This is a genomic window from Bacillus sp. HMA207 (assembly GCF_003402455.1).
Taxonomy (GTDB): Bacteria; Bacillota; Bacilli; order Bacillales; family Bacillaceae_G; genus Bacillus_A; species Bacillus_A cereus.
This window is the reverse complement of sequence record NZ_BEZT01000002.1, coordinates 102515-123907: the sequence shown is the minus strand read 5'-3', so window position 1 is coordinate 123907 and position 21393 is coordinate 102515. Positions and strand designations below refer to the sequence as shown.

The window sequence follows — 21393 nt, the reverse complement described above, 5'->3', positions numbered from 1 at the left end:
ATGGCACAGCAACAAAATCCGTACTATGGAACAGGTTTTTATCAACCATCTGGAACTTATGTACAACCGCAACAAATGACTCAACAACAGCAAGCGATGCAACAACAAACAGCTCAAGCTGCGCAAGCTCAATATGCAATTTCTCAAGGCATGTTACCTCTAGAGCAATCCTATATTGAAAATATCCTTCGTTTAAACAAAGGTAAGCAAGCTACGGTTGTAATGACCTATGAACGTGGCAGTTCCCTTGGCACACAATCTTATACAGGTATTATTGAAGCAGCTGGCCGTGACCATATCGTTATTAGTGAACCGCAATCAGGAAAACGCTATTTACTACTAATGATCTACTTAGATTACGTAGAATTTCCAGAAGAAATTACGTATTTACCTAGTCAACAAGCAACTTATACTCCAAGACCATAAAAAAAGCTGGCAAATGCCAGCTTTTGTTTTTTTATAATCCTTTTACAACTGCAGTCCCTACTAGAATCCACGCCACAATAAACGCTACACCACCAAGAGGTGTAATTGGACCAAAGAACTTAATACCTGTCGTACTTAATGCATACAAACTACCTGAGAACATAATAATTCCAGCTACCATTAGCCAACCAGCAGTAGTTAAAAGTGATGATTGAACCTTATCCATCAATAAAGCAACTACGAATAGTCCACCTGCATGAAACATTTGATATGTAACGCCTGTTTTCCACACTTCTAACATTTTTGCAGAAATTTTATTTTCTAAACCGTGTGCTCCAAAGGCCCCTAATGCAACAGATAGCCCCGCTGCAATACAACCTAGTAAAAAGAAAATTTTCATCTTAATTCCCCTTTTTTACCTTTATCATAAGCAATTTTTGCATATAAGCCAAACGATTTATCTTCTAAAAATCAAATAAAGAATTACCGTTTGCATCACTTTCTTTTATATATACCGGCTCCCCAGAAACAGGTGCAATTGGTTGCATAGTTGTTACTGGTTGTGATCCAATTACTTGCGATGGAATTTGCGGTTCTCTATATGTAGATGTTTCAACTTGTTCATCTAATAATAAGTCACATAAAGCACGCACAACTAATAAATGTTCTTTTGACTTTTGTCCTTCACTACTTTTCGCCTTCGCAATTTCATTCGCCATTTTATTTAAAATCTTGTCGCTAGATATTTGCATTCCTTCTCACCTCGTACTTTGTAATTCTTTCTCGAATTGTCCCAATTTCTCTACTGAACCAAATACTATTATCATATCACGTTCTTTCAATTTTTCCTGCCCTGTCGGATTATGTATAATATTCCCATTTCTTGAAATCGCTAATATTGTTACATCAAACTGATTCCTTACATTACTCTCTAGTAACGATTTACCAACTAATATTGAATCTTTTCCAACTAGAATTTCTTCAATGACAAATGACTGTTCTACTCCATACAACACTGTATCAATATAATGAACGGTTAATGGATTTGCAATACCTTTTGCGATATGAATACCTGCCATACTAGATGGATTAATAACCTTATTTGCACCGGCGCGCCTTAATTTTTCTTCAGTTTCTGGCTTTTCAGATCTCGCAACAATTTTAATCGTATCGTTTAATCCTCTTGCTGTTAATGTAATAAATACATTTTCGGCATCATTTGCAACAATAGCAACTAAACCAGCCGCTTTTAAAATTCCGGCATTATGTAATACTTGATCTTCCGTTGCATCTCCATGTACAAATAAAAGCTTTTCCTGCTCCAATATACTTTCATCTTTATCAACAACGACAAATGGAATATTCTTTTCTTGCAATTCATGTACAACTTGAAGCCCCACTCTACCGCAACCACATACTATAATATGATTTTTCAACTGCGCTATTTGTTTATCCATCTTCTTCCTCCGTACTGCATGAAATAAATTCCCTTCAATAATCATAGCTGCCACTACCCCAATTGCATACGTAACAATACCTACGCCAACAGGAATAATAAGAAGCGCAAATACTTTCCCCGCTTGCGTTACAGGAACGGCATCTCCGTATCCAACAGTCAATACAGTAATCATTGTCATCCAAAATGCTTGAAACAAACTAATCTCTTCAATCGTCATAAATCCTATCGTTCCTAGAATTACAACAAAAGTCATACATATAACTGCTATCCATAATTGCTTACGTGCATTCATACCGTGTTTCAACTCTTTTCTCTATCTACAATCTTTGCCAGTGGAAATAAAATACGTATATACTAGATACGGAATCTATGAAAGAGGTTGATATAATGAAGACATTTCTTTCCGCCTTACAATGGGCACTATTTATTTTAGCTGGAAGCCTTATTGTACCAATTAGTGTCGCAACTAGTTATGGTCTTGATGGTGCTGAAGCTATCGCATTCGTACAAAGAACGTTATTTGTTCTAGGTTTTGCTGGTCTCTTGCAAGCTATATTTGGGCATAAACTTCCTATTCAAGAAGGTCCTGCTGGCCTTTGGTGGGGAATTTTCTCCCTTTACGCAAGTTTAGGCGTCGTGCTATTTGGATCAAGCAATGAGACACTTAAAGTTCTTCAATATGCTTTCTTATTAAGCGGTATTATTTGTATTATTCTTAGCGTTTTTGGACTTATTGATAAACTTGTTCGCTATTTTACACCGACAGTCATTGGAACGTATTTATTTCTTCTTGTCGCGCAGCTTAGTGGCTCCTTCTTAAAGGGAATGTTTGGCCTTGATGGAAAACATACAGAAGTACAACCTAACGTATTTATTCTTTCACTCATTGTTATTTTACTATCCTTTTTCATCATGAAGCTACCTATTATTGGACAATATTCCGTTCTTTTCAGTATCGTATGCGGCTGGATATTATTCGCATGTTTCGGATTATCTAATCCAATAACACCAGTGACAGACATAATCCGTTTTCCATCCTTATTTGTTTTCGGAATGCCTCGTGTTGAATGGAACATGGTAATTACGGTCATTTTCGTTACACTCTTACTTCTAACAAATATGTTAGCAAGCATTCGCGTTGTACAAAAGGTTGTCTCTAAATATGAAGAAAACGCTGCATCAGATCGTTTTAAACAAGCTGGCATTATAACAGGAATCAACCAATTGCTAGGCGGCCTATTTTCAGCTATTGGGCCTGTCGCTATTTCTGGATCAGCAGGTTTTATTGCAACGACTAATATTTATAAACGTCTCCCGTTTATATTAGGGTCAAGCTTTATTATTGTCGTTAGTATATTTCCAAAGATTACTTCATTCTTTGCAGCAATCCCTGTTGCAGTTGGTTATGCCGCTATTTATCCTGTATTCGCAAGCATGATTGGTCTCGCCTTTCGAGAATACGAAACTGTCCAGGATAAAGAACGATTATTTAAAGTAGCCGGTCTTTCAATCTTTACAGGAGTCGGAGTTATGTTTGTTCCAGCAGGAGCATATTCCACACTTCCACCATTTCTAGCATCGTTTTTAAGTAATGGTCTCGTTCTTGGATCTGTAATGGCAATCTTGCTAGAAATACTATTTTCTCGTTCCGCTGCAAAACAAATATCTTAAATTGGAAAACTTCCATTATTGCACTCTACCTTTAGAGTTGTTACGATAAAATCAAACTTTAATCATTGGGGTTTTATTCTTCCCCAATGATTATTAACCAATATTATGAGCAACAACTCATAATAATTTATCTACTTCTTTTCAAAGAGGTTTGATGTCTTACTATTATTCCTCAACATCTTCATGAACATGTATTTTGATTTCAATTAAAGAAAGGAATTTTCTATATGACTTATAAAATGATTGTTTTAGATTTAGATGATACTTTATTACGTGATGACCATACTATTTCACCTCGTACGAAAGAAGCGTTAATGACTGCACAAGAGCAAGGTGTAAAGGTTGTACTTGCTTCTGGACGTCCAACGTTTGGTATGCGCAATGTAGCCAAAGAACTTCGTTTAGAAGAATACGGCAGTTTCATTCTATCTTTTAATGGTGCAAAAATTATTAACTGTAAAACAAACGAAGAAATCTTTAGTAGTACGCTATCTCCTGAAATCGTTCACAACCTATTTGAAATTAGTCAAACTGAAGATGTATGGATTCATACTTATATGGGCGATGATATCGTAACGGAAGAAAATAATCCTTATACTGAAATTGAGGGCGATATTACCGGTATGCCAATTGTTGTAGTAGATGACTTTAAAGCCGCAGTTAAAGAGCCTGTAGTAAAAGTATTAATGAATAAAGAGGCTGAACGCCTTGTTGAAGTTGAAAAGAAACTACAAAAACAACTAGAAGGCCAATTAAGCGTGATGCGTTCGAAACCATTCTTCTTAGAATTTACAGAAGCCGGTGTTACAAAAGGAACGAGCTTAAACAAACTGATTCAAAAGCTTGGCATTAAGCGTGAAGAAGTTATCGCAATGGGCGATAGCTATAACGACCAAGCAATGATTGAATTTGCTGGTCTTGGCGTTGCAATGGGAAATGCACCTGAGGATATTAAAGAAATTGCAAACTACGTAACAGATACAAATATGAACGATGGTGTTGCAAAAGTTGTAGAGAAATTCGTTTTAAAAACGGATGTACTTGTTTAATATTTTCATTCACAAAACCTATTTGAAGTCAAATACTTCAAATAGGTTTTTATTTAAATTCTCATGCTTTTGTGACTATATTTTGAACTTTGCACTATTCTCGTAGTGTAAACTTTCTTTTTGTATATAATGAAACAAAATAGACTATTTTATTTTGAAAAAGAATACAAATTTACTATATACAAGCATACGTTAAAGGAGGCTACTTTATGTTATCTACACCAATCGGACGATTAAGAGCAATTGGACTAGTTGAAGGTATTTCTTTCCTATTACTATTATTTGTAGCAATGCCATTGAAATATTTCGCAGGATTTGCAACAGCTGTTAAAATTACAGGCATGGCTCATGGTGTTCTATTTATTCTATTCATCTTTGCAGTAATTCAAGTAACAATCGTACACCGTAAATCAATTTTATGGGCACTTGGAGCATTCGTTTCATCAGTTATCCCATTTGGTACTTTTGTACTAGATGCAAAATTAAAGAACGAGCAACAATGATAATAAAAAGGTAGTTAACAACTGTTAACTACCTTTTCTATTTATAAATTTGGAATTTCCCAATCAATTTCTCTTTCGCCCATATTAGCTAAAATCGTATTTATTTTAGAATATGGCTTACTACCAAAGAAACCACGTCTTGCCGATAATGGGCTTGGATGTACAGATTCGATAATATGATGATTCGGATTCGTAATTAATTTCTTCTTCGCCTGCGCATGGCGCCCCCACAATATGAAAATAACTGGCTTTTCACGTTCGTTCAACAGTTCAATTACACGATCTGTGAAGTGCTCCCATCCTTTTCCCTTATGAGAATTTGCTTCGCCTTGACGAACTGTTAATACGGTATTTAGTAATAATACTCCTTGTTCCGCCCATTTTACTAAATAACCGTTATTCGGGATTTCATAACCATATTCATCTCGAAGTTCTTTATACATATTTAACAATGACGGTGGTGTTTTAACACCAGGTTGCACAGAAAAGCTTAAACCATGCGCTTGATTCGGTCCATGATATGGATCTTGCCCTAAAATGACAACCTTTGTATTTTCATAACTTGTATACTGAAGAGCGTTAAAAATATCTTCTACCTTCGGATAAACAACATGCGTGCTGTATTCTTCTGTCAAAAAACTGGATAGAGTAAGATAATACTCTTTCTCGAATTCTGGTGCCAATAGTGGCTCCCAATCATTCTTTAAAACATTTTCCATACTGTCACTTCCTGTCTAATTAATTCACCATATCCTGTCTTGTAAATACTACGAACGAAATAACAAGAGAAACAACTGCCCAAACAGTTAAATTCATCAAAGAAAATCCCATCGATAAACCTTGTAATGCAGGTAATTTTCCTGATAAATAATCCGTTAATGATAAATTCACACTAAAAATATATTTGGCGCCTTCCCAAGATGTTGCGAACGAGCTTAAAATACCGCCTGCAATTAATGCAGCTAGCATAACGCCCATACCAGCTGGTGTATTACGAATTAAAACAGAGACCATAAATGATATAGTTCCGACAACGATAGCAACAAACCAGGCTAGTCCATACGCCATTAAGATGTATTGCCACTGCGGAATAAGATGCACAAAGTTCGTATTTAACGTTTCCTTATCAATGACGAATCCTGTTAAAACAGGTAAATTCCATCCCGAGTACCCAAATACAAGCCCTGATAATATGTAAGCAAACAAACCTACAAGAAACAGTATGAGCGAAATGAAAAATAACATCGTCACGTATTTACTAAGGAGTATTTTCCAGCGCCGAATCGGCCGCGTAAGTAACATCTTCATCGTCCCATCACTTCGTTCTCCTGAAACGATATCAATGGCGACAATCATTACGAGAAGCGGAATAAATAATGTAATTCCTTGTTCAATAAATGCTCTGACAAAAGTCGGTGCACCCGGTGCCATCGGATTAATATCATGATCTAAATAATATTGTTGTTGCTCAACTCTTACCTTTAACCAATCACGCCATTCTTCTGGCAACCTAGAATTGTTCAACCGGTTCTGAGAATCAACAATTTGCTGTTGCAATGAAACCTTCCAATCAGTTGTACCGAGTCTTTTTTGTGTCGTTTCTATTTCACGATACTGCGCATACACAAAAAGCGGGATCAAGATTGCTAAAATAAGCATGACAACAAAAATACGTTTCTTGCGGTAAATCTTTTCTGATTCATTTAAAACTAGATTCGCAAATTCACGCATGCTGCTCACCCCTTGTGAGTTCAATAAATAAATCTTCTAGCGTAAATACAAGCTCCTTAACGCTATGTACATCTATTTCATTTGCGACAAAGTGTTTATTCCAACTACTTATAGATGCAATATCCATGCGGCATAGTAATCGATCGCCTTCTACACTCACTTCCCTTACTTCTTCGGCCGCTTCTAGCATATCTTTCGCCTTAGAAATCGGTGTAACAATCCATTCTACACGATCACTTGCTGTTTTAATTAATTCTTCAACCTTGGCAACTGTTATCATCTTTCCTTTATGAATAATAGCAACGCGATCGCATATCATTTGCACTTCACTTAGCAAGTGGCTTGAAATAAACACGCTCATATTTTCTTCTTTTACAAGCTTATGTATAAATTCCCTAAGTTCTCTAATCCCTGCTGGATCTAAACCATTCGTTGGTTCATCTAATATGAGCAATTTCGGATTTCCAAGGAGCGCCTGCGCAATTCCAAGGCGTTGTTTCATACCAAGTGAGTACGTTTTTACCTTGTCATGAATTCTTTCATCTAAATGAACCATTTCAGCAATTTCAATAATACGTTCATCTGATATATCACCTAACATACGAGCAAATTGCTTTAAATTTTCCCATCCCGTTAAATATGTATACAACTCTGGGTTTTCAACGATACTCCCAATTTGACGCATCGCTTCTCTGAAATTTTCCTTAATCGAATAACCACCGATAGAAATCGTACCTTCTGTCGCCTTAATCAATCCGACTAACATTCGAATGGTAGTCGTCTTTCCAGCACCATTTGGTCCTAAGAACCCGAACACTTCTCCTTGCTTTACATCAAAGGAAATATTCTCTACAAGAATCTTCTTTCCAATTACCTTCTTCAAGTCTCGTACGGAAAGTATCGTCGTCATTTTACCCCTCCTTGTTCTAGTTTTAATTTACTTACAACATTTTGAACTAAACGTTCTGCCATATACGTATAACCTACTTCGTTCGGATGAAAATGATCAGAGTATAATAAATCTTTCCCGCGGTTTTGGAATAAATCAAATGTCGGTGTAATATACACATTTTTATCGTTTAGCGCTAATTTCTCTAAAGATGCATTCCAGTCCACAACAATGTTTGAAGACCCTTTTAAATCTTCTACATCTTCAAAAGGATTGTATAAACCAAGCCAAAAAATCGGACTATCTGTATTTAATTTACGAATTTCTTCTATAATTTTCTTTGCTTCATTTTGAAACGTCTCTGTGTCAGGACGATACGTCTCTAAATCTATTTTCCCAAGTGATTCCCAGCCTGGGAACAAATCATTTCCACCAATCGTTAACACAATTACATCTGCTTGCTTAATTGAATATTGAGCGCCATTACTTTCAATTTGTTTTAATAAATCGGGCATTTTTGCACCACTAACTGCTAAATTTGTTAATGCAATTTTTTGCTTATAATCTTTTTGTAAATCCTCTTTCATTCGCCCAACATAGCCAATTCCTTCTTTATCACCAACGCCACGCGTTAATGAATCACCTAAACTAACGATTTGTAACGTTCCCGTTTTCTTTTTCTCTTTTGCCACTACATCGGTCTTTTTAATTAAATTTGAAGCTTTCGGATTTAATACATCATTTACACCTGAAACAAAGCCATATGCAAATAAACAGAAAGATGCAATTGTAATGAGTAGAATTACTTTTACTACTTTTGATCTCATATCAAAACCCCTTTTAGCCCTCATAGATTGTCCATAATTATACCAAACGAAATTTTGAAAAGCGATTTTCACACCTTCTCAATTATGTCGTTTCTCTATCTATTAACTCTGGTAATAACTCTATATGCTTCACATCTAATTTCTCTTCATTAATCTTTTCATATAATAATTCAAACGCTTTTACTCCAACGTTTTTACTAGAATGCGAAATCGTCGTTATACCCAATATATCTGCCACCTCTTGATCATCACACCCGATAATCGTAATATCCTCTGGAATACGAATTCCTTGTTTTTTTGCTTCTGTAACCATCCCCGCTGCAATATGGTTACAAGATACAAGGAACGCTGTCGGTTTTACTGACATATGAGCCCATTCTCTAATTACATTGCGTCCATCTTCCACTGTAAAACAACCTTCAAATTTCCAGGTCTCTAACGGTGTTACGATACTCTGTTGAAGCGAATCTTCATACGCCTTCTTTCGTCTTTGGCTATTAACACTATTACTTCTTCCAATACAATATCCAATACGTGTATGACCGGCATCTATTAAGCTTTTCATCCCACGTGAAAATACTTTGTAGTAATCGATATGTACACTTGAAATGCATTTTGAATCTATTTCTTCACACATAACAATCGGGCCGAATTTCGTATATTCTTCAAGCTTCTCCTTACTATTTGTCCGAGAACAAATAATAACCCCATCAAGCTTTTTCATTTTTAACATATTCAAAATTTCTAGTTCTCTTTCTTCACTATAATTCGTCTGGCAAAGCATCATATTATAATTATTCTTTGCTGTCTCTTTTGATATCCCCTCGATAATAGCGCTATAATATTGATCATTTACGTGTGGCAATAAAACGCCAATTACATTCGTTTTTCCTTTCACTAAATGAATTGCATTCACGTTTTGCGTGTAATTTAATTCTTCTATAATCGCTAAAATTTCTTTTCGTTTCTGTTCATTTACGTACGGATGATTATTTAGTACACGTGAAACAGTTGAAACAGATACTCCAGCAAGTTCAGCAATCTTTCTTATATTTGTCATCTCATTTTCCCCTTTTCACAAAAATTCTCCCTTGACCTGGTAAGCTTTCCACAATATATCCTTTCCTAGCAAATACATTTAGAAAGGATATACAACTATGCTTCGATTCAAATTAGAATATATATTTTTCATTGGCGGTTTACTCATTCTTGCCATCGGTATTAATATGATGACGACAATTACTTCCTTTGGACTTAGCCCTTATGATTCCTTCTTTATTGCACTATATCAAAATTTTGGGATAAGTATTGGTTTTTGGATTTTCATGATTAACTTTGCCTTTACACTTATCGTACTCTTTTGGAATAAAAAACAAATTACAATCGGTACAATTGTAACGATGGTTCTTATTTCTCTTTTTGTTGATTGGATTGGTTCCATTACAACTATTATGGACGCTATCCGCTCTCTTCCAAAATATATAACACTTATTTGCGGAAATCTATTCGTTGGAGCTGGAATTGGTCTTTACGTCTCTACAAACCTTTGTGCAGCGCCTCAAGAAGCTTTCGTTTTAACGGTTGCCGAGAAGAAAAAATGGACGTTTAGAAGAACAGAGATTTCATTAGCCTTTTTATTTTTAACGTTAAGCTTTTTATTAGATGGACCTATCTATTTTGGAACAATCATCTTATCCTTTACAACAGGCTGGATTATCCAAGCATTTATTCAAGTTGGTACGCAGATTTTAAATAGAAAAGAGCCTATTAAGCAAGCTGCTTAATAGGCTCTTTCTGTTTTATGGTAAGAGATACTACTTAGCATCCCCTTCAATTCGATAGTTCGCTTTCAAACAATCTATTTCTTCATACCCTTGCAACGTATGTAGAATATAATCATAATCAGCAAGAGACGCACGATGCGTTACAATTACAATTTCAGCCTTTCCTTTCTCTTCAAGCGGCATTTGAATAATTTTCTCAAAGCTAACTCCGCGCTCAGAGAACAATGAAGTAATTTTTGCAAATACACCAATTTCGTCTTTTACATGCAGTCTTAAAAACTTTTTCACGACAATTTCGTCTGGCTCTTTTAATACTTTTTGATATTGTGGGACTACAGCACTATTTCCTGTTACCCCTAATCTAATATTTTGCATTACAGCAACTAAATCCGAAACAACAGCTGTAGCTGTCGGTAAACTTCCTGCGCCTGGTCCATAAAACATCGTTTCCCCAACTGCTTCACCGTACACATACACAGCGTTATATTCATTTTGTACTGCTGCAAGAGGATGTGTATTTGGAAGTAAAGTTGGTTCAACTGTAACCTCCAATTTTTCACCATCTCGTTTTGCAAGACCGATTAATTTAATTGTATAACCTAAGCTCTTACTGTATTCAATATCTTCCTCTGTAATAGAGGTAATACCTTTTACTTTCACATCTCCAAGCTCTACATTTGTAGAGAAACCGAGGGTAGCTAAAATCGTCATTTTTCTTGCTGCATCTAAACCTTCTACATCTGATGTTGGATCTGCTTCTGCAAATCCAAGTTGTTGGGCTTCTTTTAACACGTCGTTATATGCTCTCCCTTCGTCTGACATTTTCGTCAAAATAAAATTTGTTGTTCCATTTACAATTCCCATTACTTTCGTAATAAGATCTGAAGAAAGTCCTTCTACGATACTGCGTAAAATTGGAATTCCCCCTGCCACACTCGCCTCATAGAATAAATCAGCCTTATTATCTTTTGCTGTCGCTAATAATTCAGCTCCATGTAATGCCATTAAGTCTTTATTTGCAGTTACAACATGCTTTCCGCTTTTTAAAGCTTGTAAAATATATGATTTTGCATCATCAATGCCACCCATCACTTCAATAACAACATCAATATTTGGATTATCTAAAATTTCATTTGCATCTTGTGTTAATAGAGTAGAAGGTACCTCTACCTCTCTCTCTTTCTCAATGTTTTGCACTAATACTTTCGTTACCTTCACTGGACAACCTACTTGATGTATGAGTCGTTCTTGATGATCCGTAATAATACGAACCACACCACTGCCAACTGTCCCAAGACCTAATAACCCAACTTGAATTTCTTTCATAGTACTGTCCACCCCTCAAAAATTGTGTTTAGATGAAATTATATGAGTAAAAAATCTGAAAAACAATGTATTTTGAACATTCGGAAAAATAAAGGTTAATCTTTACAAGGAAAACGTTGCCACGTGTTACACAATCTTTCTTTACAATATATAAGGGGTTTCTTGATACACGTAATAATTCAACCAATTAGAAAACAATAAATTACCATGACTCCTCCACCTAACAAGCGGCTTTTCATCTGGATTATTATGTTTAAAATAGTTTTTTGGCACATCAATATTTAATCCCTTGTCACGATCTCGTTCGTATTCTTGTTTTAACGTCTCACAACTATATTCGCTATGTCCAAGGGCAAACACTTGCCTTCCTTCTGGCCCAATAACAAGGTGAACACCTGCTTCTTCAGAGTTTGCTAACAATGTTAATTCTTTCACTCCTCTAATATCATTCTCTCGTACTTCTGTATGACGAGAATGCGGAGCAAAAAACAATTCATCAAATCCTTGTAATAATTTCACATGTTGCTCGCAAACTTCATGTTCAAATACACCGAACACTTTTTCCTTAAGGGGATACTTTGGAACACCATAATGATAGTACAAGCCAGCCTGTGCCCCCCAGCAAATATGGAGCGTAGATGTTACATTCGTTTTTGAATACTCCATAATATGTTTAAGCTCTTCCCAATAATCTACCTCTTCAAAAGCAAGGGTCTCCACTGGCGCTCCTGTAATAATGAGCCCATCAAACTTTTCATTTTCAATATCACGAAACGTTTTATAAAAGCTTGTTAAATGTTCTTGCGTTACATTACGCGATAGATGTGATTCCATATGAAGCAAATGAACATCTAATTGTAACGGTGTGTTTCCAATTAAGCGAAGTAATTGCGCCTCTGTATCTTGTTTCGTTGGCATTAAATTTAATATAGCAATTTTTAAAGCACGTATATCTTGTGTTTCTGCCCGCTCCTTCGTCATTACAAAAATATTTTCTTTTTGCAACACTTTGCGAGCCGGTAAATCTTTATCAATTATGATCGGCATGTGTTTTGCCTCCAACTAGAGCTGCTTCCAAATCTGCAATAATATCAGAAACATCTTCTATACCAACCGATAAACGAATTAAATCAGATGTAACACCCGCTAAACGCTGATCTTCAGCATTTAATTGTCTATGCGTCGTACTAGCAGGATGTATAACGCAAGTTCGTGCATCAGCTACGTGCGTTACAAGAGTTGCTAGTTTTACATTTGCGATAAATTCTTTTGCTGCTTCTAATCCGCCTTTAATACCGAAAGTTAAAACACCACTAGCACCTTTTTTCAAGTACTGTTGTGCTAATGAGTAATTTTCATTACTATCTAAGCCTGGATAATTCACCCATTCAATACGTTCATGATTAGCAAGCCACTTAGCAACTGCAAGAGCATTTTCACTATGACGTTCCATTCGTAAATGCAATGTTTCTAAGCCAATATTGCTAATATATGCATTGAATGGGCTCATACAATTTCCATAATCTCTTAATAGCTGAACACGTGCTTTCACAATATACGCTGCTGCACCAAAGTTTTGAACGTAACTTACACCGTGATAACTTGGATCTGGTTCAACAAGTTCAGGATACTTTCCATTTGTCCAATCAAAGTTTCCACCGTCAATTACAATACCGCCTAAGGAGCTCGCATGCCCATCGATATACTTCGTCGTAGAATGAACAATAATATTTGCCCCATGTTCAAACGCCTGGCATAAATAAGGAGTTGCTAATGTATTATCAACGATAAAAGGTACCTCTAATTCTTTAGCGGCAGCTGAAAATTCTTTAAAATTTAAAACATTCATCGCTGGATTTCCTAACGATTCTGCATAGATAAGTTTCGTCTTGTCATTAGCAAGCGCCGTAATTTCATCTGCCGTTAAATTTGGATTAAAGAACGTAACATCAATGCCAAGCTTACGTAAACTCACCCCAAATAAATTAAACGTTCCCCCGTAAACAGTTGAAGAGCAAAGTAAATGGTCTCCACTACTACAAATATTTAAAACTGCGAGCATAATAGCTGCTTGCCCAGAAGCCGTTGCAACAGCTCCTACACCGCCTTCTAAATCTGATAACTTCTGCTCAAATGCTGCTAAAGTAGGGTTTCCAATACGTGTATAAATATATCCTTCTGCCTCTAAGTTAAATAGAGCTGCTAAATCATCCGAAGTATCGTATTTATACGTTGTGCTTTGATAAAGTGGTAAAACACGTGGTTCACCATTCTTTGGCGTATAGCCACCTTGCACACAAATTGTTCCTTTTCCCCATGATTCTCCCATCTCTCATTCTCCTTTCTTTTATACAAAATAAAAAACTGCCCCTTTCCTGAAAACAAGAAAGGAGCAGTTTGAAAACACGCTCTAAAGGCTCTTTCTTATCTCTCAGGATTACCACCTGCAGGATTTGGCACAATTCCGTTATACGGCTGTTGCCAAGGTTTCATCGGGCCTGTCCCTCCACCTTTTCTTGATAAGACTATGCAATTACCGTTGATTTTATAGCAATAATTTCCTAATGTCAAACAGTTTTTCTGAATGTTCTAAAATAAATGTTAACAGTTTCATATAAAGCAACAAAAGAAATATATTCTAGTCTATTTCAAAAAAGACCTTTAAAAACCTCAAATCAGTCTATAAAATTAAATAAGTAATTTAACCTATAAATTCAAATTCCCCAAAAGTTAGCCTATATGTTGAATAGGCCATCTTCTCAAAAAGATACTATATATATTCAATCCATTTTTCACTAGTATATTTCACTTTTTTCCCTACTAAGATTTACATAACGGAGGTATAACATGACAAATAAAAAAGATATGCATTACATACTTGCTCTATATGGCATTCTTCTAGGATCTATAGTAGGAGCTACAGTCTGGTTATTTTTAGTCACAATAAATATTGGAATCCACTTTATTTGGGGATACTTGCCTGAAGTTCTCTCTTATCCCTCTTATTACACCCTTTGCGTAACAATAATTGGCGGGGTCCTCGTTGGTCTATCACAAAAATATTTCGGTATATATCCACGCCTTATGCCTGAAGTGATGACTGAATATAAAAAAACTGGTCGAATCGAATATCGCTTTGTCCATCAGGCTACTTTAACAGCGATTATTGTTTTAATTTTCGGAGCTAGTCTTGGTCCAGAAGCCGCACTAGTTGGAATTATAGGCGGACTGTGCACATGGGTAGGGGATCGCTTTAAATTTGCCTTAAAGGGTATGAATGAGCTAACCGAGATTGGAATTGGCGCTACTTTAAGTGTCATTTTTAACGCACCATTATTCGGTTATTTAGCACCGAATGAAAATGAGGGGGAACAAATTGCTGCTTTTTCTAAAGGAAAAAAGGCAATTGTATACTTAGCTACTACTTTCGCAGGTTTTTCTGTTTATTTACTACTGAGTAAACTTGATAATCGTGGATCCTTTATTGTTGATTTCGGGGAAGGTGCACTTTCTTTCAATGAATGGATTGCATTCCTTCCACTTGCTAGTATCGGCGCTATAGTTGGTTTCTTTTATTTCAAGTTAGAATTCACATTAGAAAAGTTAATTCACCCTTTTAGAGAATACAAGCTGACACTCGGAATTATCGGTGGCATTTTATTAGGAATTGCAGGAACTTTTCTTCCGTACACATTATTTTCAGGGGAACATCAATTAAAAGAATTAGTTGTTGAATGGAGCCATTTATCTTTTTGGATACTACTTCTTTCAGGGATTTTAAAGTTGTGCATTACTGCCGTTTGTTTGAACACAGGGTGGCGAGGTGGACATATCTTCCCAATTATATTTTCTGGTTCAAGTATCGGATACGCTGTAGCATCTATTCTTCCTATAGATCCAGTAGCATCTGTTGCCATCGTAACGACAGCAATTTCAAGCTATGCGTTACGAAAGCCAATAGCTATAACATTACTATTACTCATGTTTTTCCCGCTTAATTTACTATTGCCCATGCTTGGTGCAGCTGCTATCGGGAATGCCTTTCCACTCCCAAAACATAACGAAAATAAAAATTAATAAAAATAGGCAGTGGGGACGAAAGCTCCACTGCCTATTTTTATTACACATGCTGCTTTAATAAAGCTTCTAACTCCTCAAAATTATGCACTTCATATGTCGGTATAATCCCACTATCATTTAATTTCCTTTCTGGATTAAACCAACAAGTATCAATTCCCGCTACATATCCACCTTTAATATCAGCGCTTAATGAATCCCCAATAATCAGCCCTTCTTCAGGTGCAAAGTTAGGAATCCGTTCAAAAACATAATCAAAATACTCTTTCATCGGTTTTTGAAAACCTGTATCTTCCGAAACAAAGACATCTTTAAATAATGAATGTAACCCTGCATTACGCAAACGTTTATCTTGCGTCTTAGAAACACCATTTGTCACTATATACAATTCATACTCCCCTTGAATTTGATTTATAAATTCAAACGCACCTTGCATGAGTTGATTTCCTTCTTCTAAGTAGTTACGATAATTATTTTCGAATAATATTCCATTTACTTCTTCTCCATACTCTTTAAACAACAGAGAGAATCGTGTATTTACAACTTCATTGCGTGATAGTTCACCTTTTTCAAAAGCATCCCAAAGACCTTTATTTATTTTTTTATAACGAGTCTCTATCTCGTCTGTTAAAGGGATTCCCTTCTCTTCAAAAAGTACCCGTAAAGCCACTTTTTCAGCCTTTTGGAAGTCTAGTAATGTATCATCTACATCAAATAACAATGTTTTATATTTTTTCATAAATTCATCACACTCTCTTTTCTACAAAAACAAATTTACATAAATCGTATCATTCCTTCTTGTAAAGATAATAGGAGATATCTCATACTATACATAGGGGTGAAAATATGAAAATCAGCAAAAATGAGGAAGAAATTTATCAATACATGCGAATCCATCAATTCCATACCCTATTTTCATTTCATGTCTTGCCATATGTAGAGCTGCATTCTTTTCAAACGAAAGAGATGATATGTAGCGAAGGAAATGCTCTTCCTTATCTCTATTACTTAATTTCTGGGAGAGCCAAAATATATATGAGTCATAAAAACGGGAAGGTTTCATTAATTAATTTTATTCAAGCACCATCTTTTATCGGAGAATTAGGATTAATAGGAGTAGAAAATATTACTAAGTCCGTTGAAGTACTAGAAGATTGTGTGTGTTTGGCACTTCCACTTAAAGATTGTCAGCAACTTTTATTACAAGATGCAACGTTTTTACAGCACTTATGTAAATTTATTGGAGAAAAGACAATTACTCGCACTGAAAATTACGCAAAAAACTATAGTTATCCTTTTGAAAATCGATTAGCTGCTTTTATTTTATTAACAGAGCAAAATAATTGTTATATAGAAAAGCATACCGAGGCCTCGGAATATTTAAATGTCAGCTACCGTCATCTTTTATATGTATTAAATCAGTTTTGCCAACAAAATTATTTAAGAAAAGAAGGCCGAACATATTATATACAAGATCGAAATACATTAGAAAAGCTTGCTGATGAACTAAAAATATAAAAAAGCAGCATTAACGTTTACATGTTAATGCTGCTTTTTTCGAGTGACGATTATAATTTTAATTAAAATTTACTTGCTACTTTAGCTGCTTCTTCAAGACCTGCAGCGATGATTTCTTCTGCTTTATCTGGGAATTGGTTATGTCCTTCAATAACTACTGTTTCCATGTTTGTTGCGCCGAAGAAGCCCATCATACTTGCTACATATTTAACAGCCATTTCTACCTCAGCTGCTGGCCCTTCTGAATATACGCCGCCTCGTGCATTTAATAATGCAATCTTCTTATCTCCGATTAGGCCAACTGGACCCTCTGGCGTATATTTGAACGTTTTACCAGCACGGTTTAAATAATCAATATATGTGTGCAATACTGCTGGAATCGTTAAGTTCCATAATGGGAAGCCGAAAACAACTTTATCAGCTTCTAGGAATTGATTTAAATACTTATCAGCAACTGCTACTGCTTTTGCTTCTTCTTCTGTTAAATCAAATCCTTTACCTACCTTGAATGTACCATTGATCATGTCTACGCCTACGTATGGTAATTCTTCTTTATATAAATCAAGTTCTACTACTGTATCATTTGGGTGTGCTTCTTTATAGTTTACTAAAAATGCCTCATATAATTTTACACTAACTGCTTGTTCCGCTGGACGGTTATTTGCTTTAACGAATAAAACTGTTGCCATTATTTATTCCTCCTAGTACTCACTCTTATGTTGTTATATGCTTTCAAAAAAGGTATCCCTTGTAATTGTTGTTTTGTTGCTTACAAACATATTTTATCTTTATATAAAGACAATTTCGTCCTCACATAGACGTATTTTTCCATAAAAAAAGTCCACCTTCTAAAGGCGAACTTGGTCTTACGACTTTCGTCTTATACAATTCCATTTTTAACTGCATATAATGCCGCTTGCGTACGATCAGATAAATTCAACTTACTCAAAATGCTACTTACATGCGCCTTAACCGTCTTTTCTGTAATAACTAAAACAGATGCAATTTCCTTATTGCTCATCCCTTTCGCTAATAGCTGCAATACTTCATTTTCTCTCGCTGTTAGCACATCCACTTGAATAGAAGGTTCTTCTTCCTTTTCTTCTACAGGTAATGTTTGAGAGAGAAGAGCATTTGCTATATCCGGATGTAATTGAATATTACCTTTATATGCGCTTCGAATAGCCTCAACAAGCTGATCTGGTTCTACATCTTTTAAAATATACCCACTTGCTCCAGCCCTTAATGCAGGTAACACATGCGCCTGATCAGAAAAGCTAGTTAATACAATTACTTTCACATTTGGATACTCTTTTTTTATATATGCCGTCGCCTCAACACCATCCATTTCAGGCATATATAAATCCATTAATATAACATCGGGATTTGTTTCTCCTACTTTCACTAACGCTTCTTTCCCATTATTCGCTTCTCCAACTAACTCTAAATCTTCCTGTGTACTTAAGAAAAATGCTAATCCTTTTAAAACGACTGTATGATCATCAACTAACAATACTTTTATTTTCACAAACTTCCCTCATTTTCACATCATAATGGTACATTTACTTTTACGCTCGTTCGTTTATTACTACTTACAATTTTAATTGTTCCACCAACTAATTCTACTCTTTCACGCATCGTAGTCATACCTAGTGATTTCTTTTCTTTTATATTCTTTTCCACAAAGCCCTTTCCCTGATCAACTATTTCTAATGATACATTTTTCTCATTCACTGTAAAATAAATCGTCGCTTCTTTTACACCTGCATGCTTACTTACATTGTTCAGTGCTTCTTGGCCTATGCGCCACAAGGCTTCTTCTACTACACGAGGTAAATCACGAACACCCGTAACTTGCTCCCTAATTTTCAGTCCCAAATTTTCACCGTACTGCTTTAGAGCTGGCAATAATCCTTTTTCTAATCCTGCCGGACGAAGCTGCCAAATTAATGTCCTCATTTCTTTCAAAGCTCCTTGCGCAAGTTCACGCATCTCATGCAAAGATTGATCTACCTTTTCATTTTTACCTTTTAAAACTGCCTCGGCGCCTTTTGTCATGAAGGTTAATGAAAATAATTTTTGCGAAACAGAATCATGTAAATCTCTTGCTAACCGATTTCTTTCTTCCATTCGTACAAGTTCACGGCGCTGCTCGTTTAACCTCAAATTCTCTATTATTAACGAAACATGGTTCGATAATGCTTGAATTACATCTATTGTATTAGCATCAAACTCTCCATTATTCAAACTAACACATAAAACACCAAATATATGGTTTTGAATATGTATTGGTGTAGCAATAACAGCTCGATTTAGATGTACATTATGTCCTATTTGATGTTTTATTAGAACTGGTTCATCTTGTTCTAACGCCTTCTTGGCCGCCTCTTTTACATCCTCTTGTAACTCTTCCTGAACGTAAGACGCTCGCAGAGATAATTCTTTTTCCTCCCTAATAAAAAGCGCTACTTGATTCCATTGAAATACTTCACCTACGTGATTTACCACCTTTTCAGGTAGTACATTAAACTTATGAATCATTTTTAAATCTTGAATGAAACGCTCTAATTTCACATAATAATGTGCTCTTCTCTTTTCATTTTCATATAATTTTGTTCGCTTTAAAGCCGTACCAATTTGGAAGGCAACCGATTGGAGTAATACTAATTCTTCTTCTGAAAAATGTGTTTTACCCGGACTTGCAACATTTAACACCCCAAATTTTTCTCCCCCAGCTTTTAAAGGAACCGTAGCATGATGAAGAATGCCCTCCGTATCCCCCCAATTATATTCAACTGCATTATTAATTCTTTTACATTCAATAATATTAACGGCTCTCTCTAATTTTCCATCTACAAAACCTCGTAAACACCAACATTCACCTTCGCACATCGGGCGTTTATTTTTATATGTAAGTGCCTCTGGTAATTGATAATCAATTAACTTCGTATACTTCCCATTTTCATCCGCAAGAAAAATCCATCCTGTCGTTAAACCTGTTACACTTAGCAATTTCTCGAGGACAGCTTGCAATACATGATATGTATCATTTGATGTATTTAATGTTTCTGCAATTTCCTTTAATATAACTAATTCATTCGTACGATTATCTCGAAACATACTCATTCTCCTGCATACAAGATTTTAAATAGCTCTTAAAATAAATCATCTACTTTTCACTTTGTACTTATTCGTAACATTGATATAATGGTGAAAACATAGTTTTCATTATATCACTCGAGGGGGCTTTCATAATGACATTAAATAAAGCACTTACTATCGCTGGTTCTGACACAAGTGGCGGTGCTGGTATACAAGCAGATTTAAAAACATTCCAAGAACTGGGCGTATACGGAATGACATCTCTTACAACAATCGTAACGATGGATCCACATAACGGTTGGGCACATAACGTATTTCCAATCCCAGCTTCTACATTAAAACCACAATTAGAAACAACAATTGAAGGTGTTGGCGTAGACGCTTTAAAAACAGGTATGCTTGGATCAGTAGAAATTATTGAAATGGTTGCAGAAACAATCGAAAAGCACAATTTCAAAAATGTAGTAGTTGACCCTGTTATGGTATGTAAAGGTGCAGATGAAGCATTACACCCTGAAACGAACGATTGCTTACGTGACGTTCTTGTGCCAAAGGCATTAGTTGTAACGCCAAACTTATTTGAAGCTTACCAATTAAGCGGTGTGAAAATTAATTCTCTTGAGGACATGAAAGAAGCAGCGAAGAAAATCCACGCTTTAGGTGCCAAATACGTACTAATTAAAGGCGGAAGCAAACTTGGTACGGAAACTGCAATCGACGTCCTATATGATGGAGAAACATTCGATCTTTTAGAATCAGAAAAAATTGATACTACAAATACACACGGCGCAGGTTGCACATATTCTGCTGCAATTACAGCAGAACTTGCAAAAGGAAAACCTGTGAAAGAAGCAGTAAAAACTGCTAAAGAATTCATCACAGCTGCTATTCGTTACTCATTCAAAATTAACGAATACGTAGGTCCAACTCACCATGGTGCATATCGTAAATTCGTTGTATCAAAAGAACTTGTCTAATATATAAATAAAAACACTCACAAGGTTCATACATTGCCTCTGTGAGTGTTTTTT

Annotated in this window: 23 protein-coding genes and 1 riboswitch; of the genes, 8 read left to right on the top strand and 15 right to left on the bottom strand. The window is 35.7% G+C overall.

Annotated features, from left to right (window positions below; translation table 11 throughout):
- Positions 1–426 (top strand): spore coat protein GerQ, encoded by a 426-nt coding sequence (gerQ, locus tag HMAS_RS21160; RefSeq protein ID WP_098536841.1) that lies wholly within the window; start codon positions 1–3, stop codon positions 424–426.
- Between the two features lie 31 nt (positions 427–457).
- Here gerQ and HMAS_RS21155 read toward each other — a convergent pair whose 3' ends face one another.
- The 3 genes from HMAS_RS21155 to HMAS_RS21145 form a co-directional block, all read right to left on the bottom strand.
- A complete protein-coding gene (locus HMAS_RS21155) occupies positions 458–826 on the bottom strand; it encodes a DUF423 domain-containing protein (protein WP_000688315.1) in 369 nt (122 codons plus the stop codon).
- Positions 827–890: 64 nt separating this feature from the next.
- A complete protein-coding gene (locus HMAS_RS21150) occupies positions 891–1178 on the bottom strand; it encodes a YwdI family protein (RefSeq protein WP_001167352.1) in 288 nt (95 codons plus the stop codon).
- Positions 1179–1184: 6 nt separating this feature from the next.
- Positions 1185–2177, bottom strand: a complete 993-nt coding sequence (locus tag HMAS_RS21145; protein WP_000993984.1) for a potassium channel family protein — start codon at positions 2175–2177, stop codon at positions 1185–1187.
- Positions 2178–2272: 95 nt separating this feature from the next.
- Between HMAS_RS21145 and HMAS_RS21140 the strand changes: the two genes are divergently transcribed.
- The 3 genes from HMAS_RS21140 (at position 2273) to HMAS_RS21130 (ending at position 5108) form a co-directional block, all read left to right on the top strand.
- Complete coding sequence (locus HMAS_RS21140) at positions 2273–3556, top strand: purine/pyrimidine permease (protein WP_000847034.1); 1284 nt, start codon at positions 2273–2275, stop codon at positions 3554–3556.
- A 227-nt stretch (positions 3557–3783) separates the two neighbouring features.
- Positions 3784–4605: a Cof-type HAD-IIB family hydrolase gene (locus tag HMAS_RS21135; protein ID WP_000221397.1), complete on the top strand. Its 822-nt coding sequence runs from the start codon at positions 3784–3786 to the stop codon at positions 4603–4605.
- Between the two features lie 209 nt (positions 4606–4814).
- Entirely contained in the window at positions 4815–5108 is a 294-nt protein-coding gene (locus HMAS_RS21130) for a DUF3817 domain-containing protein (RefSeq protein ID WP_000953396.1), read from the top strand.
- A gap of 41 nt (positions 5109–5149) precedes the next feature.
- Here the strand turns inward: HMAS_RS21130 and HMAS_RS21125 are convergent, their stop codons facing one another.
- Genes HMAS_RS21125 through HMAS_RS21105 form a run of 5 tightly spaced genes read right to left on the bottom strand, consistent with a single transcriptional unit; the run spans position 5150 to position 9615 of the window.
- Positions 5150–5827, bottom strand: coding sequence for a uracil-DNA glycosylase (locus tag HMAS_RS21125; RefSeq protein WP_000432519.1), 678 nt, complete (start codon positions 5825–5827; stop codon positions 5150–5152).
- A gap of 19 nt (positions 5828–5846) precedes the next feature.
- Entirely contained in the window at positions 5847–6839 is a 993-nt protein-coding gene (locus HMAS_RS21120; RefSeq protein WP_001206477.1) for an ABC transporter permease subunit, read from the bottom strand.
- Entirely contained in the window at positions 6832–7749 is a 918-nt protein-coding gene (locus HMAS_RS21115) for an ABC transporter ATP-binding protein (RefSeq protein ID WP_116345007.1), read from the bottom strand. The genes HMAS_RS21120 and HMAS_RS21115 overlap by 8 nt, the downstream gene beginning before the upstream one ends.
- Positions 7746–8627: an SGNH/GDSL hydrolase family protein gene (locus HMAS_RS21110; protein ID WP_002022849.1), complete on the bottom strand. Its 882-nt coding sequence runs from the start codon at positions 8625–8627 to the stop codon at positions 7746–7748. The genes HMAS_RS21115 and HMAS_RS21110 overlap by 4 nt, the downstream gene beginning before the upstream one ends.
- Positions 8628–8637: 10 nt before the next feature.
- Entirely contained in the window at positions 8638–9615 is a 978-nt protein-coding gene (locus HMAS_RS21105; protein ID WP_000181975.1) for a LacI family DNA-binding transcriptional regulator, read from the bottom strand.
- Between the two features lie 97 nt (positions 9616–9712).
- Between HMAS_RS21105 and HMAS_RS21100 the strand changes: the two genes are divergently transcribed.
- Positions 9713–10339, top strand: a complete 627-nt coding sequence (locus HMAS_RS21100; RefSeq protein WP_000943411.1) for a YczE/YyaS/YitT family protein — start codon at positions 9713–9715, stop codon at positions 10337–10339.
- Positions 10340–10369: 30 nt separating this feature from the next.
- Here HMAS_RS21100 and HMAS_RS21095 read toward each other — a convergent pair whose 3' ends face one another.
- The 3 genes from HMAS_RS21095 to HMAS_RS21085 form a co-directional block, all read right to left on the bottom strand.
- Positions 10370–11665, bottom strand: a complete 1296-nt coding sequence (locus tag HMAS_RS21095; RefSeq protein ID WP_000659109.1) for a homoserine dehydrogenase — start codon at positions 11663–11665, stop codon at positions 10370–10372.
- 141 nt (positions 11666–11806) lie between these two features.
- Positions 11807–12712, bottom strand: coding sequence for a homoserine O-acetyltransferase MetA (gene metA / locus HMAS_RS21090; protein ID WP_001121540.1), 906 nt, complete (start codon positions 12710–12712; stop codon positions 11807–11809).
- Complete coding sequence (locus tag HMAS_RS21085; RefSeq protein WP_000504780.1) at positions 12696–13994, bottom strand: bifunctional O-acetylhomoserine aminocarboxypropyltransferase/cysteine synthase; 1299 nt, start codon at positions 13992–13994, stop codon at positions 12696–12698. Before HMAS_RS21085 ends, metA begins: the two co-directional genes overlap by 17 nt.
- 92 nt (positions 13995–14086) lie before the next feature.
- Positions 14087–14191: riboswitch (SAM riboswitch) on the bottom strand.
- A 321-nt stretch (positions 14192–14512) separates the two neighbouring features.
- Here HMAS_RS21085 and HMAS_RS21080 point away from each other — a divergent pair.
- Positions 14513–15742, top strand: a complete 1230-nt coding sequence (locus tag HMAS_RS21080) for a chloride channel protein (protein ID WP_116345006.1) — start codon at positions 14513–14515, stop codon at positions 15740–15742.
- A gap of 43 nt (positions 15743–15785) precedes the next feature.
- On the opposite strand, the gene HMAS_RS21075 is transcribed toward HMAS_RS21080, so the two are convergent.
- Positions 15786–16481, bottom strand: a complete 696-nt coding sequence (locus HMAS_RS21075; protein ID WP_069604551.1) for a YjjG family noncanonical pyrimidine nucleotidase — start codon at positions 16479–16481, stop codon at positions 15786–15788.
- A gap of 107 nt (positions 16482–16588) precedes the next feature.
- Between HMAS_RS21075 and HMAS_RS21070 the strand changes: the two genes are divergently transcribed.
- Positions 16589–17260, top strand: coding sequence for a transcriptional regulator YeiL (locus HMAS_RS21070; RefSeq protein ID WP_000703327.1), 672 nt, complete (start codon positions 16589–16591; stop codon positions 17258–17260).
- Positions 17261–17322: 62 nt separating this feature from the next.
- Here HMAS_RS21070 and HMAS_RS21065 read toward each other — a convergent pair whose 3' ends face one another.
- The 3 genes from HMAS_RS21065 to HMAS_RS21055 all read right to left on the bottom strand — a co-directional run bounded on the left by HMAS_RS21065 (position 17323) and on the right by HMAS_RS21055 (position 20380).
- The gene (locus HMAS_RS21065) at positions 17323–17949 is read right to left on the bottom strand and encodes an FMN-dependent NADH-azoreductase (protein ID WP_000246744.1); all 627 of its coding nucleotides are present in this window, start codon (positions 17947–17949) and stop codon (positions 17323–17325) included.
- Between the two features lie 191 nt (positions 17950–18140).
- On the bottom strand, positions 18141–18788 hold the full coding sequence (locus HMAS_RS21060) for a response regulator (RefSeq protein ID WP_000695799.1): 648 nt from the start codon (positions 18786–18788) through the stop codon (positions 18141–18143).
- A 20-nt stretch (positions 18789–18808) separates the two neighbouring features.
- Positions 18809–20380: a GAF domain-containing sensor histidine kinase gene (locus HMAS_RS21055; protein ID WP_098905895.1), complete on the bottom strand. Its 1572-nt coding sequence runs from the start codon at positions 20378–20380 to the stop codon at positions 18809–18811.
- 134 nt (positions 20381–20514) lie between these two features.
- Between HMAS_RS21055 and pdxK the strand changes: the two genes are divergently transcribed.
- The gene (gene pdxK / locus HMAS_RS21050; RefSeq protein WP_000174252.1) at positions 20515–21339 is read left to right on the top strand and encodes a pyridoxine/pyridoxal/pyridoxamine kinase; all 825 of its coding nucleotides are present in this window, start codon (positions 20515–20517) and stop codon (positions 21337–21339) included.
- Positions 21340–21393 lie beyond the last annotated feature (54 nt).

What these genes read in the sequence shown, in the direction of transcription:
- gerQ (WP_098536841.1), top strand. Translation starts at nt 1, where the DNA reads ATGGCACAGCAACAAAATCCGTACTATGGAACAGGTTTTTATCAACCA.
- HMAS_RS21155 (WP_000688315.1), bottom strand. Translation starts at nt 826, where the DNA reads ATGAAAATTTTCTTTTTACTAGGTTGTATTGCAGCGGGGCTATCTGTT.
- HMAS_RS21150 (WP_001167352.1), bottom strand. Translation starts at nt 1,178, where the DNA reads ATGCAAATATCTAGCGACAAGATTTTAAATAAAATGGCGAATGAAATT.
- HMAS_RS21145 (WP_000993984.1), bottom strand. Translation starts at nt 2,177, where the DNA reads ATGAATGCACGTAAGCAATTATGGATAGCAGTTATATGTATGACTTTT.
- HMAS_RS21140 (WP_000847034.1), top strand. Translation starts at nt 2,273, where the DNA reads ATGAAGACATTTCTTTCCGCCTTACAATGGGCACTATTTATTTTAGCT.
- HMAS_RS21135 (WP_000221397.1), top strand. Translation starts at nt 3,784, where the DNA reads ATGACTTATAAAATGATTGTTTTAGATTTAGATGATACTTTATTACGT.
- HMAS_RS21130 (WP_000953396.1), top strand. Translation starts at nt 4,815, where the DNA reads ATGTTATCTACACCAATCGGACGATTAAGAGCAATTGGACTAGTTGAA.
- HMAS_RS21125 (WP_000432519.1), bottom strand. Translation starts at nt 5,827, where the DNA reads ATGGAAAATGTTTTAAAGAATGATTGGGAGCCACTATTGGCACCAGAA.
- HMAS_RS21120 (WP_001206477.1), bottom strand. Translation starts at nt 6,839, where the DNA reads ATGCGTGAATTTGCGAATCTAGTTTTAAATGAATCAGAAAAGATTTAC.
- HMAS_RS21115 (WP_116345007.1), bottom strand. Translation starts at nt 7,749, where the DNA reads ATGACGACGATACTTTCCGTACGAGACTTGAAGAAGGTAATTGGAAAG.
- HMAS_RS21105 (WP_000181975.1), bottom strand. Translation starts at nt 9,615, where the DNA reads ATGACAAATATAAGAAAGATTGCTGAACTTGCTGGAGTATCTGTTTCA.
- HMAS_RS21100 (WP_000943411.1), top strand. Translation starts at nt 9,713, where the DNA reads ATGCTTCGATTCAAATTAGAATATATATTTTTCATTGGCGGTTTACTC.
- HMAS_RS21095 (WP_000659109.1), bottom strand. Translation starts at nt 11,665, where the DNA reads ATGAAAGAAATTCAAGTTGGGTTATTAGGTCTTGGGACAGTTGGCAGT.
- metA (WP_001121540.1), bottom strand. Translation starts at nt 12,712, where the DNA reads ATGCCGATCATAATTGATAAAGATTTACCGGCTCGCAAAGTGTTGCAA.
- HMAS_RS21085 (WP_000504780.1), bottom strand. Translation starts at nt 13,994, where the DNA reads ATGGGAGAATCATGGGGAAAAGGAACAATTTGTGTGCAAGGTGGCTAT.
- HMAS_RS21080 (WP_116345006.1), top strand. Translation starts at nt 14,513, where the DNA reads ATGACAAATAAAAAAGATATGCATTACATACTTGCTCTATATGGCATT.
- HMAS_RS21075 (WP_069604551.1), bottom strand. Translation starts at nt 16,481, where the DNA reads ATGAAAAAATATAAAACATTGTTATTTGATGTAGATGATACATTACTA.
- HMAS_RS21070 (WP_000703327.1), top strand. Translation starts at nt 16,589, where the DNA reads ATGAAAATCAGCAAAAATGAGGAAGAAATTTATCAATACATGCGAATC.
- HMAS_RS21065 (WP_000246744.1), bottom strand. Translation starts at nt 17,949, where the DNA reads ATGGCAACAGTTTTATTCGTTAAAGCAAATAACCGTCCAGCGGAACAA.
- HMAS_RS21055 (WP_098905895.1), bottom strand. Translation starts at nt 20,380, where the DNA reads ATGTTTCGAGATAATCGTACGAATGAATTAGTTATATTAAAGGAAATT.
- pdxK (WP_000174252.1), top strand. Translation starts at nt 20,515, where the DNA reads ATGACATTAAATAAAGCACTTACTATCGCTGGTTCTGACACAAGTGGC.